This is a genomic window from Acidobacteriota bacterium, from assembly GCA_003696075.1.
Taxonomy (GTDB): domain Bacteria; phylum Acidobacteriota; class Polarisedimenticolia; order J045; family J045; genus J045.
This window is the reverse complement of the sequence record RFHH01000115.1, coordinates 1-12,261: the sequence shown is the minus strand read 5'-3', so window position 1 is coordinate 12,261 and position 12,261 is coordinate 1. Positions and strand designations below refer to the sequence as shown.

At 72.5% G+C, this 12,261-nt stretch carries 9 protein-coding genes, 1 tRNA gene and 1 other RNA gene; 1 reads left to right on the top strand and 10 read right to left on the bottom strand.

From position 1 onward, the window contains the following. The first annotated feature begins 18 nt into the window (after positions 1-18). Complete coding sequence (locus tag D6718_07215) at positions 19-3,972, top strand: hypothetical protein (GenBank protein ID RMG45520.1); 3,954 nt, start codon at positions 19-21, stop codon at positions 3,970-3,972. 45 nt (positions 3,973-4,017) lie between these two features. On the opposite strand, the gene D6718_07210 is transcribed toward D6718_07215, so the two are convergent. From D6718_07210 to D6718_07165, 10 genes are all read right to left on the bottom strand, one after another. Next, the gene (locus tag D6718_07210) at positions 4,018-5,424 is read right to left on the bottom strand and encodes a cytochrome C (GenBank protein RMG45522.1); all 1,407 of its coding nucleotides are present in this window, start codon (positions 5,422-5,424) and stop codon (positions 4,018-4,020) included. 109 nt (positions 5,425-5,533) lie between these two features. Beyond that, positions 5,534-7,255 carry a hypothetical protein gene (locus tag D6718_07205; protein ID RMG45519.1) on the bottom strand — a complete coding sequence of 574 codons (1,722 nt, stop codon included), beginning with the start codon at positions 7,253-7,255 and terminating at the stop codon, positions 5,534-5,536. 433 nt (positions 7,256-7,688) lie between these two features. Beyond that, a complete protein-coding gene (locus D6718_07200; GenBank protein ID RMG45518.1) occupies positions 7,689-8,282 on the bottom strand; it encodes a gliding-motility protein MglA in 594 nt (197 codons plus the stop codon). A 9-nt stretch (positions 8,283-8,291) separates the two neighbouring features. Next, a complete protein-coding gene (locus D6718_07195) occupies positions 8,292-8,801 on the bottom strand; it encodes a roadblock/LC7 domain-containing protein (GenBank protein RMG45517.1) in 510 nt (169 codons plus the stop codon). Between the two features lie 119 nt (positions 8,802-8,920). Further along, positions 8,921-9,511 (bottom strand): recombination protein RecR, encoded by a 591-nt coding sequence (recR, locus tag D6718_07190; protein RMG45521.1) that lies wholly within the window; start codon positions 9,509-9,511, stop codon positions 8,921-8,923. A 44-nt stretch (positions 9,512-9,555) separates the two neighbouring features. Further along, entirely contained in the window at positions 9,556-9,915 is a 360-nt protein-coding gene (locus tag D6718_07185; protein RMG45516.1) for a YbaB/EbfC family nucleoid-associated protein, read from the bottom strand. After that, positions 9,915-11,591 carry a DNA polymerase III subunit gamma/tau gene (dnaX, locus tag D6718_07180; GenBank protein ID RMG45515.1) on the bottom strand — a complete coding sequence of 559 codons (1,677 nt, stop codon included), beginning with the start codon at positions 11,589-11,591 and terminating at the stop codon, positions 9,915-9,917. The genes D6718_07185 and dnaX overlap by 1 nt, the downstream gene beginning before the upstream one ends. Before the next feature lie 82 nt (positions 11,592-11,673). Beyond that, positions 11,674-11,773, bottom strand: an RNA gene (gene ffs, locus D6718_07175) — signal recognition particle sRNA small type. Between the two features lie 54 nt (positions 11,774-11,827). Continuing rightward, positions 11,828-11,917 (bottom strand) — tRNA-Ser (locus D6718_07170). A gap of 241 nt (positions 11,918-12,158) precedes the next feature. Beyond that, the coding region (locus tag D6718_07165) for a tRNA-specific adenosine deaminase (GenBank protein ID RMG45514.1) at positions 12,159-12,261 on the bottom strand (103 nt) is incomplete at its 5' end.

The following is a 12,261-nucleotide window of genomic DNA, read 5'->3' as shown; positions in this document are numbered from 1 at the left end:
GAACGAGGGAGAGGATCCATGAAGCGTCGCGCGCTGCTGGCCGCCGCCGCATTCGTCTCGCTGTCCGTCCTCGTGCCTCCGGCTCACGCTGGGAACCACTCCGCGGCCTCGAAGATCGACCCGGAGCTGCAGCGCGTACTGGAAAGCGCCGCGCCGGGGGAACTGATTCCCGTCTACTTCGTGCTCGCCGATCAGCTCACCGGACCGGCCCTGCGGGCGCACGCCGCGGGCGTGCGCGACCGCGCCGAGCGGCGCCGCCGGATCGTCGGCGCGCTGAAGGCGCACGCCGAGCGCACCCAGGCGCGCTTGCGCGGTGAGCTGCGGGCGCTGGCGGCCGCGGGCGCGGCGCGCCGCGTGCGGTTCCTCTGGATCGGGAACGTCGTCGCCGCGGACCTCACGGCGGCCGACATCCGCCGCCTGGCGGAGCTGCCCGAGGTGGCGCGGGTGCGCCACTCGCCGAAGCGGCCGGTCTTCCTCGGCGAGCCGGCCTGCCTCGAGCTGCCGGCGGCGCAGGCTTCGCTGGCCCCCGGTCAGGCCACCGAGATCGAGTGCGGCGTGTCGCTGATGCGCGCTCCCGACGTGTGGAACGATCTGGGCATCACCGGCGAGGGGGCGGTGGTGGCGATGATCGACTCCGGCGTCTGCTGGTCGCACCCGGACATCGTGAACCAGATCTGGGTCAACCCGGGAGAGGACCTCGACGGCGACGGGGTGGTGATGGATCCGGACGATCTCAACGGCGTCGACGACGACGGCAACGGCTACGTCGACGATCTGATCGGCTACGACATCGACAACCGGGATCACGACCCCGACGACGGCGATGGCCACGGCTCCCACACTGCGGGAACGGTCGCCGGCGACGGAACCAGCGGCACGCAGGCCGGTATGGCGCCGGACGCCCGCCTGATGGTTCTGCGTGTCGGCCTCACCACGTCGGACGAGCCGGACGTGTGGGAGGCGATGCAGTACGCGGCCGACAACGGGGCCGACCTGATCTCGATGAGCCTCGGCTGGAAACACTCGTGGAACCCGGACCGCGCGACCTGGCGCACCAACTGCGAGAACACGATCGACGCCGGCACGGCGATGGTGATCGCGGCGGGCAACGAGGGCGCCGGGAACGAGCCGGACAATGTCCGGACCCCCGGAGACGTGCCCCGGGTGATCACCGTCGGCGCCGTCGATTGCAACGACGCCATCGCGAGCTTCTCGTCGCGGGGGCCCGTGACCTGGCAGGACGTCCCGCCCTGGAACGACTGGCCCTATCCGCCGGGGCTGACCAAGCCGGACGTCTCGGGTCCCGGCGTGAACACCAAGAGCCACTACTTCTGCTCCGGGTACACCTACAAGTCGGGGACGTCGATGGCCACGCCGCACGTCGCCGGGGCGGCGGCGCTGATGATCTCGAACAACCCCGGTCTGACGCACGACGACATCAAGCAGATCCTGGAGGACACGGCGGTCGATCTGGGCGATCCGGGCAAGGACAACGTCTACGGCTCGGGGCGCGCCGATGCCTACGAGGCGGTGCTGGCGTCGGCGACCTCCGACGGGATCGTCCGGATCAAGGAGTCGGTCGCCACCTGCTCCGATCTGCTGCACATCACCGTGTCGGACGCCGATCTCAAGGGGACGGGCACCGTGGACGTGGAGGTCTTTTCCGGCGCCGAGCCGTCGCCGGAGATCGTCACCCTCACCGAGAGCTCCGCGGGATCGGGCGTCTTCCGGGGGGAGATCGAGACCGACCCCGGCCCGCCCGCGCCCGACGGAAAGATCCAGGTCGTCCATGCGGACACGGTCACCGCTCGCTACATCGATGCGGACGACGGGAAGGGCGGCACCGACGTGCCGAAGACCGACACGGCGACGACCGACTGCCGGTCCCCCGCGATCAGCGACGTGCACACGACCGACGTGACGGACACGTCGGCGGTCGTCCGGTGGACGACGGACGAGTCGTCGGACAGCGTCGTCGACTACGGCGAGGGCATCCCGCCGGACCAGCAGGCGAGCGACCCGTCCCTGGTGACCGCGCACGCCGTGACGCTGTCCGGGCTCTCCGAGTGCACCGTCTACTACTACAGCGTGTCGAGCGCGGATCGTTTCGGGCAGAGCGCGACCGACGACAACGCCGGACAGTATTACCGGTTCGAGACCTACGGAAACTTCCCCGACATCGGCCTGGCGCCCTGTCACGAGGGGAGGGTGACGCTCGACAAGGATCCCGTCTCCTGCAGCGACACCCTCGGGGTCAGCGTCAACGACCTCGATCTGAACCGGGACAGCAGCGCCGTCGAGACGGTCGTCGTGCACGTGTTCTCCTCGACCGAGCCCGACGGCGAAGCGATCACCCTGACCGAGGAGAGCGCGAACAGCGCGCGGTTCTCGGGGACGGTCGACCTCGCGCCGGGGCCGGCGATCCCGGGCGACGGGCTGTTGCAGGTGGCGGACGGCGATTTGATCACGGCGAGCTATTTCGACGAGGACGACGGGACCGGATCGTCGCGATGGGCCAGCGACACGTCGAAAGCGGACTGCCGGGGCCCGGAGATCCGCGACGTGCGCGTGAGCTGGATCGGCCGAACGAGCGCGACGCTGACCTGGACGACGTCGGAGCCGGCGACCACGCACGTGGACTACGGCCCGACGCCGGCCCTCGGTGCGGCATACGACGATCAGACGCTGGCGACCCAGCACGAGGCACGTCTTTCCGGCTTCGACGAATGCGGGCGCATCTACTTCACCGTCTCCGGCACCGATGCCTACGGAAACAGCTCGTCGGCCGACGCCGGTGGGGAGCCGTTCGCGTTCAACACCGATTTGATCCCCGGCCTGTACTACTTCGACGACTTCGAGGGTCCCGGCAACTGGACCCTGGGCAGCGAATGGGAGATCGGCACGCCCCAGGGGAAGGGTGGCAGCAGCGGGCCTCCCGATCCGGACGGTGCTTTCGCCGGGAGCGGCGCTTTGGGCTTCGACCTCTCGGGGCAGGGCTCCTGGCCCGGCGACTACGAGCCCGGCATCCAGACATCCACGGCTTCGCCCCACATCGCCTGCTCGAACTGCACCAACACCGTGCTGATGTTCCGGCGCCATCTCGCGGTGCACAGCGGGGACGAGGCGGCGGTGGAACTCGTCGGCACCGGCGACAGCATGCTGGTCTGGCAGAACAACGGGGCGACCGTCACCGATTCCTCCTGGACGTTGCAGAAGTACGACGTCTCGGGATTCGCCGACGGGATGCCGGTGCTCCAGATCGTGTTCCGGCACCGCACCAACTCCTCGATCCAGTACAGCGGCTGGAACGTCGACGAGATCGCGCTCAAGGACGGCTCGCTGCCCGACTTCGCGGCGTGCGGCGGCTGCGGCGGAGCGCCGTCGTTCGCGGGCGTGAAGTCGGTCCGCGACCCGGACGCGTGCGCGCCGGGCGGCCTGGAAGTGTCGTGGGACGAGGCGGCGGCCTGGGGCACCGGCTCCGCCGGGACCTACGCGATCTACCGCTCGACCGATCCGCAGTTCGTCCCGGACGCCACCACCCTCGTCGCTTCCGGCGTCACGGGGACGACCTGGACCGACGCCTCGGCGCCCGAAGGGACGACGGTGCACTACATCGTCCGCGCGGAGAACGACGAGACCTGTGGCAGCGGACCGGCGAACGGTGGCCTCGTCGACGGGAACCTGGTCCGGCGGTCGGGCGTGGAGACCAGCTCGCGGCCGCCCGCCGACTCGCCGGGCGACTCGCTCCGCGCGGGACGTTGGGGCCATGCCCACGTGCGGCTGACGTGGAACGCCGCGTCGGGCGCCTCGTTCTATCGGGTTCTGCGGGGCGCGCGGCCGGACCTGTCGGACGGCATCGTCATCGGCGAACCGGCGGAGCCGCGTTTCGACGACGAAGGAGCGCTCACGGACGCGCGCGCCTACTTCTACCGGGTGGTCTCGGTCAACCCGTGCGGAGCCGAGACCCCGTGACGCGCGCCCGGAGCGGCGGGCGCTCCGGGCGGCGCGCGGGCGGTCTCACGGCTGGAGAGCGGCGAGGATCTCCGGGTTCTCCTCCTCCATCGCCAGGACGGCGTGGCAGAGGTCGCAGTCTCCCGAGATCGTCTCGCCGTCCTCGGTGGCGTGCTCGTCGTCGTGGCAGCGGAAGCATCCGGGCGACGATTCGTGGCCGAGGTTGTCCGGATAGGTGCCCCAGGTCACCTTCATCGAGGGGAACACGTTGCGGCAGTAGATGTCGCCGAGCGCCGACGCCGCTCGCTCGATCGCGTCCCGCGCCGACTCGAACAGCCTGGGGTAGTTCTCGCGGTAGAAGGAGGTGATCTGCTCGGCGATCCCGGCCCGGGCCGCCTCGTGCGAGGGGTACTCGGTCCGGAGCGCGCGGATCCCCTCGCGCACGATGAAGGGCAGATCTCGGGGAATGTCCCCGGCGACGATCGCCCGGCTGATCTCGTCCTCCGGGGTGCCGTAGATGTGCGTCGGGCGGTTGTGGCAGTCGATGCAGTCCATCACCCGCCACTCGAGTTCGGTGCCGTCGGGCGGGGGCTCGGGACCGCGAAACCTTTTCACCGACCCATCGGCGCGCATCAGCTCCACCTCGTAGATGGTCTGACGCTTGGCGTCGGCGAGGTAGCGGACGGTGATGCCGGGATCGACGTGCCAGTGGATACCGTGGGAGTTGGCTCCCTGCGTCCCGCCGACCCTCAGGAGCAGCATCGTCGTCAGCTCGGTGTTCTTCTCGTCGGTGTCGAAGCGGGTGATGCGCTTGAGTCGGTCACCGACGAACTTGCTGGGCCAGTGGCACTGCTCGCAGGTGTCGCGGGCCGGGCGCAGGGAGTGCACCGGGGTCGGAATGGGCCGCGGGTACAGGTCGAGGGCGGTGGCGACCACCTGCCAGCTTCCCGACAACTTGGACTTCACGAACCAGTCCGCTCCCGGGCCGATGTGGCAGGTGACGCACTTGACGCGCGCGTGCGGGGAGCGCTGGTAGGCGGTGTACTCCGGCTCCATCACCGAGTGACACGAGCCGCAGAACTCCGTGGAGTCCATCACGTGGACGCCCTTCACCGTCGCGGTGGAGATGATCACGATGTTCACCACGGTGAGCAGGAGCACCACCACCGCGACCGCGCGCGTCCGCGCCCGGTTCAGATCGATCACCGGGAAGGTCGGCAGCGGGACTCCGACCCGCCGCTTGAGGCTCCGGCGGTGGAGCACGATCCCGATCGGGATCAAGAGCAGACCCGCGCCGAAGATCGCGGGGAGGATCAGGTAGGTGACGATCCCGATGTAAGGGTTGGGGATGAACCCGAGCTGCTCGAGCACGAACATCGTGATGATCAGCACCGCGGAAGCGGTGGTGATCGCCGCTCCCACGAGGCTGGTCCGGTTGCCGAGCGAACGGAAGAGCGTCTTGAACATGGTCATCGTCTCCACCGGCGCGCCGCCGCACCCCGGCCGCGGGGGCGGGGCGGGCGGAACGCCGCTGCGATGGGGTCGGGACTGCGCGCCGCGGCACCGGCCGCGGCGCCGGGAATCAGGAGGAGGCCGCGCCGCGCCCGGCCGGGGAAGGGCGGCGGGCCAGCCGCGGCGCGGCGATCAGGGCGAGGCCGAACATGGCGAGCGAAAGGACGAGCGTGGCGGGCCGGCCCACCCGCAGATCCTCCAGAAGCAGCTTGACGCCCCCCACCGTCAGGGCCGGGTAGAGCAGCCATCCCGCCACGGCGAAGCGCGGCGCGCGCCCCAGTCCCGCCGCAGCGAGGGCGAGCGCCGCCAGCGCGGCCGTTCGGAGGGTCGACAGCCACGCCGCGCCCGCTCCGGCCGCGGAGGCGATCGCCAGGACGGCCAGCGCCGCCGCTCCGGCGAGGACCAGGGCGACGACGAACAGGCGGCCGACGTTCAGCGGCGTGCTCCAGCCGCGGTCGGCGCCGCGCAGCGGCGGGAGCGAGCCCACCGCCCCCAGCACCAGGGCCGCGATGCAGGCCGCCCCGGGGGCGCCCGCCCCGGGATGCGGGGCGAACAGACCTCGGTGGATCGTCCCGAGGAGTCCGGAGGGAGCCGCCGCCGCCAGGAGGAGGAGCAGTCCCGACGCCGCGCGAAGGCCGCCCGCGCCGTCCCGCGAGAGGTGAAGAAGGGCCGCCCCGGCCGCGGCCAGGCCGATCGCCCGCGGCCCCGCGGGTAGCGTCAGCCACGCGGCCCAAACGACGAGCGCCAGGCCGAGGAAGGCGAAGCCCCGCCTCGCGGTCTCGGTCCGCGCGCCTCGCCGCCCGGCCGCCAGGGTGGCGGAGAAGGCGAGGAGCGCGACGAGCGCGCCCGCGGTTCCCAGGGCCCACCGCCTCGGGGCCGGCACCAGCCACGGTGCGCCCGCCACCGCGACCGCTGCGGCGGTGGCGAGCTGGGCGATCTCGATCGCTCCGAGTTCGCCTCCCAGCCAGCCCGCCCGGATTCCGCCGCCGGCCAGGGAGAGGGCCAGGAAGATCAACTCGACCGCCGCGAGCGCCTCGGGCTCGAACAGGTGCCGGACGCGCTCCGAGGGGCCGAGCGTGGCGATGGCGGTCATACCGGCGAGCGTGATCGCGGCCACGTAGGTGGCGAGGGAAGCGAGCACCGTCCATCGCCGCGAGTAGCCGAGCCACTGAGCCACCGCCGCCAGGCCGACGAGCACGAGGGCGTACGGGACGAAACGCTGCGTGGCCACCGCCAGCGCCCAGGCGGTCGCCACCGCCGCGGAGGTCATCGTCCAGGCCAAGCCGCGCAGATGCCGCCGCCAGGCGAGCAGCAGCGCTCCGCCCGCGGCGATCGACAGGGCCACCGCTCCCTGCGTGGGCGTGAGGAAACCGAACTTCGCCGTCGCCTCCCCGACCAGGGGGAAGGCGATCAGTGCGGTCGCCAGTCCGTGGAACCCGGCCGAGAGTCGGTCGTCCCGCGCGGCCGCCCGGTCGGCCATGACGAGCCAGACCAGCGCGTAGGCGATCCCCAGCGCCGTGCCGGCCTCCTGCGGCAGGACACCCGACTCGGTGAGAGCCCTCCAGGCGAAGGCTCCGGCGAGGACGACGAACGTGCGGCCGGTGAGCGCCAGCCACGCGGCGGGCCGCGGCCCCCGGCTCCGGGTCGGCGGGGCGGCGGTCTCCGGGACCTCGGCGACCGTCCAGGCCTCCGGCCCGGCGGCGGCCAGCGCCTCGACCCGGCGCTCGATCCGATCGAGACGCCTTTCCAGCTCCGCGACCCGCTGCTCGAGATCCGGCCGGTTCCCGCTCACAGCGCCTCCCGGTCTCACCGGCGCGGCGCCGCACCGCCGGGGCCCCGCCTCCGGGTGCCGGTAAGCCTAGCGCCGCGGCCGGGTTCGAGTCGACGGGCGCCGCTGCCAGCGCACGGCACCCGAGCCCGACCGCGCGCCCCGCCGAGGCGGTCGCGCGGAAGCGCCCGTGGACCACGGCCGGAAGCGCCCGCGTCACGCCACCACTCCCCGCGGCGGTTCGATGCCGCCGCGCGCCGGCACACCCGCCGCGGGCCAGGGAGGGTGCCGCTGGTTCGCTCGCAGAGGTTCTTACTAACTAGTATGTCATGACCATGGGCCCGCGCCACCCCCGGCGAACCGGCCGGGTGCGAGCCCACACGCCCGTTTCCCGGCGGCGGCGGATCGCCTTCCCGCGCGCGGCGGAATTGCGACGGGAGGCCGAGCCCGGATGGGATCAGGCCATCGCTCCCTGGCGGAGGCGGGCGAGGGTCTGCTTGACGAGAGCCTTGAGCGTTTCGAACACGCCGATCCCCTTCGGCGCGACCGCTTCGATCACCGGCTCGCCCTTCAGCCGGAGCTTCGCGACCAGCACGTCCACCGGGAGCGCGGTCGGCATGTCGCGCTTGTTGAGCTGGAGGACGTAGGGGAGGGTGGCGAAGTCGAGGCCGTGGGTCTTGAGATGCTCGCGCAGGCCGCGCAGCGACTCGATGTTCGCGTCGAGGCGGGAAGCCTGGGAGTCGGCGACGAACGCGACCCCGTCGGCCCCCTTGACGATCAGCCGCCGCGAGGCCTCGTAGAAGATCTGTCCGGGGACCGTGTAGAGCTGGAAGCGGACCTTGAACCCGTGGATCGTGCCGAGCGTCAGCGGGAGGAGGTCGAAGAAGAGCGTCCGATCGCTCTCCGTGGCGAGGCTGACCATCTTGCCCTTCGCCTCGGGGTTGGTCTGCTCGTAGATCCACTGGAGGTTCGTCGTCTTGCCGCCGAGGCCCGGCCCGTAGTAGACGAGCTTGCAGGTGATCTCGCGCTGTGCGTAGTTGATGAACGGCATGCCCCGACCTCAGCTCCCGAACTGGTCCCCGAAGAGGTTGTCGATGTCCTCGTCGGTGATCTCGGGCATTTCCGGGCCGCCGGCCTTCAGGCCGGCCGCGGCCGCACGCGAGCGCGAGACGACCCGTTCCAGCGCCTCCCGGAACATCGGCTCGGCCTGGCGGACGCGGAGCCGCACGAGGCCCAGCGACGACCGCTCGTCGAACGCGATCAGCATGATCGCGATCTCGCCCATCGTCGATAGAAAGAGGTGCTCGCGCTCCCCCTCGTGGTAGAGCGTGGAGAAGCTCGGCTCCCCGATCATCTTGGCCAGCGTCTCGGTGGCGGCGACGTTGCCGGCGGCGAGCGACGCGAGGGCGGTCCGGTCGACGTTCCGGAGCACGCCCGACCAGGCGATCGGCTGCCCGTTGCGGTCGATGACGGCGACGAAGCGCGCGTTCGCCCGGCGCAGGAGATCGTCCGCCAGCCCGGAGATGGCGAGGAAATCCTCTTCGTGGAGGATCAGTTCCGATCCGGCCATCCCGCTCTCTTCGCCTCCCCGTTGCCGCCGCGCGCGGGCGCCTGGCAGGCGCCACCACCCTGCGACGCGGAATCTAGGTCCGGGGCTGGGGTGGGGCAATCCGCCGGCGGGCCGGGGGCTCACTCCCCGGGGGCCAGGCGGCGCCGGCCCTCGAGGGCCTTGGCCAGCGTGGACTTGTCGACGTATTCGAGTTCGCTCCCCACGGGGACGCCGGTGGCCAGCCGGGTCACCCGGACGCCGAGGGGCGCCAGCGCCCGGGCGAGGTACAGGGCGGTCGCCTCCCCCTCCACGGTGGGATTGGTGGCGAGGATCACCTCCTCGACGCCACCTTCTCGGATGCGCCGGATCAGGCTGTCGATGCGGAGCTGCTCGGGTCCGATCGACTGGAGCGGGGCGATCGCGCCGCCGAGGACGTGGTAGCGCCCCCGGTAGACGCCGGATCGTTCGATCGCCGCCAGGTTGTCGGCGTGCTCGACCACGCACAGCAGCGTGGCGTCGCGGCGCTCGTCGCTGCAGATCGCGCAGAGGTCGCCGCCGGAGAGGTTGCCGCAAACGCGGCAGGTGCCGAGCGCCTCGGGCAGCCGCGCGATCGCCTCGCCGAGGGCGCGGACCTCGGCGGCCGGAGCCCGGGCGAGGTGGTAGGCGATCCGCTGGGCCGAGCGCGGCCCCACCCCCGGGAGCCGCCGCAGCCGGTCGGCCAGCTCCGCGATCGGGTCACCCGCCCGGGATCCGCCGGCCACGCCTGCGCGCCCGCTCAGCCGCCGAGGCCCGGGGGCAGGCCGAGCATTCCGGCGAGCGAGGACATCTTCCGCTCGACCTCTCGATCGATCTGGCGCTGGGCATCGGAGACGGCGGCGACGACGAGGTCGGCGAGCATCTCCGCGTCGGCGTCCTCGAGCACCTCCGGGGCGATCGTCAGCGCGAGCAGGTTCTTGTGGCCGTCGACGACGGCCTTCACCACGCCGCCGCCCGCGGTCCCCTCGCGCTGCATGGCGGCGATCTCCTGTTGGACCTGCTGCTGCGCCTGCTGCGCCTTCTGCAGCATCTTCGCCATCTTTCCCATCGACATCGCCATCGAAACGCCTCCGCGCGCCCTTCCGGGCGCCGCCGCCATTATCGCGGCGCCTCCGGCGCGGGGCCATCCGGAGCCGGCGGCCCCTCCGGGCCGGGGAGCGCCTCGCCCCCGAGCAGCACCGCGTCGAAGCGCTCGAAGAGCTCCCGCACGATCGGGTCGCGGCTCGCCCGCTCGAGCGCGTCCCGGTTCCGCGGACGCGCGGCTCCCGGCTCGGCGGTCTCGCCCTCCAGCCGGAATTCGACCGAGGGCGGGGCGCCGCCGAGGACCTCCGCCGCGGCCTTCACGATCGCCTCCCGTGCGGCCGGCGTTTCCAGGCGCGTTTTCCAGAACGCCCGCGAGCGGGCGATCGAGATCACCAGCCGGCCGTCGGCCTCGAGCCGGGCCGACTTCGCCTGCCGCAGGAACGAGCCGACCCTCCCCGTGATCGCCGCCGCCGCCTCGGCCAACCGGGGGAGCAGGGACGCGTCGTCGGGAGGGGCCTGCGGGGCAGACCGCTTGGGGGGCGGCGAAGCCGGAGCGGACGGGCCGGGGGAGCCGCCGCGGCGGCGTGGCGACGCCGGAGCGGGCCCGGGCGGCGCCGGCGGCGCTTGCCGGCCGGCCGGGCCGCTGCCGATCCGCTGCGCCAGCTCCTCGAGCGGGGTGAGGTCGGCCATCGCCGTCATCCGGATCGTCGCGAGATCGAGCAGAACCCGCTGCGGTCCCCCCTGGCGCAGGCGCGCCTCCGTCTCATCGAGGACCTTGCCGAGCCAGACGAGCTGCTCGACGCGGAAGGACTCGAGCTCGTCCGGGGCGATCGGGGGTGCGCCGGGGCGGGAGCCCACCGCCTTCGCCAGGGCGAGCGCCCGCACCCGCTCGAGCGCCTCGGCGGCGAAGCCGCGGAGGTCGTGGCCTTCCCGCTCGACGCCGTCGAGCACCGCCAGGGCCGCGGCCGCGTCCCCTCGGCCGACCGCACGCACGTAGTCCCGGACCGCCTCCTCGGGCACGAGGCCGAGCGCCTCGCGAACCGCCGCCCCGTCGATCGCCTTGCCGGCCAGGGCGCGCACCTGGTCGAGGGCGGACAGGCCGTCGCGGACCGATCCCTGGGCCGCCTTCGCCAGCAGGTCGAGCGCCTCGCCGGTCGGCTCGAGTCCCTCACGCTCGGCGATGCGCGCGAGATGCTCCCGGATCTCGGCGGTCGAGGGGCTCTTGAAGGCGAAGTGGAGGGCGCGCGACTCGATCGTCGCGGGGATCTTGTGCGGCTCGGTCGTGCACAGCAGGAAGACGCACCACGGAGGCGGCTCCTCGAGGATCTTCAGGAGGCCGTTCCACGCCGCCTGGGAGAGCTGGTGCGCCTCGTCGATGATGAAGACGCGGTAACGCCCCTTGCGGCTCGGGGGATACTGAGCCGCCTCGCGCAGCTCGCGCACGTCGTCGATGCCGGTGTGGGTCGCCGCGTCCATCTCGAGCACGTCGAGGGAGCGTCCCTCGGCGATGTCGCGGCAGGCCGGGCAGGCGTCGCAGCAGTCCTCCGCGGGACCCTTCTCGCAGTTGAGGGCCTTGGCGAAGATCCGCGCGATGGTCGTCTTTCCGATGCCGCGAGTGCCCGAGAAGATGTAGGCCGCGGCGAGCTCCCGCCGGGCGGACGCCGCGGCGAGCGCCCGGACCGGGGCCTCCTGCCCGAGGACTTCGGCGAAGCGTTGCGGGCGGTAGGTGCGCGCGAGGGGGCGTCTCGGCACCGCGTCCCTCCGGAAGGGGCGGGCACCACCCGCCCGGGGCGATGGGCGGGAGGCGCGGGTCCACCCCGCCGCCTCCCGATGGAGGGGCCCGACGGCCCTGCGGCACACCCGGCGATCCGCTTACCGCTGCTCCCTTCCGGGCCTGACGGGGTTCACGGGACCGGGTCGCACAGGCGCGAGCCCCACGAGGTCACGCTCTCGCCGGGCGCGGTGCCGGGCCGCTCGCGGCCCGGACATGGCGGAGAGAGTGGGATTCGAACCCACGGTGCGGTTTCCCGCACACACGCTTTCCAAGCGTGCACCTTAAGCCACTCGGTCATCTCTCCGCATCCCGTCCTGGCAGCCCCCAATTATGCCCGAGCCGCCCTCCGGGGCCAGAGCGCTCCGCCAGGTACCCGGCAAAGGCGGCCGCCACATGCCCCACACGGAGCCGCGGCTGTGGCCGGGCGGAGCGCGCTGACCCGGTAGGCTTTCCGATCCCGGAAACCGCGCGCGCAGTCACGTCGAGCCTTGGAACAAAAGGCGCAGAGAACCGTGAGCAACCGCGGCGGCCGCTCGCTGCTGCGGTCAACGTCGCTCGCGGAAAAAGGCCCGCAGCAGCGCCGCCGCCTCGTCCGCGAGCAGGCCGCCCTCGATTTGCGGGCGGTGGTTGAGGCCGTAGAAGCCTCCG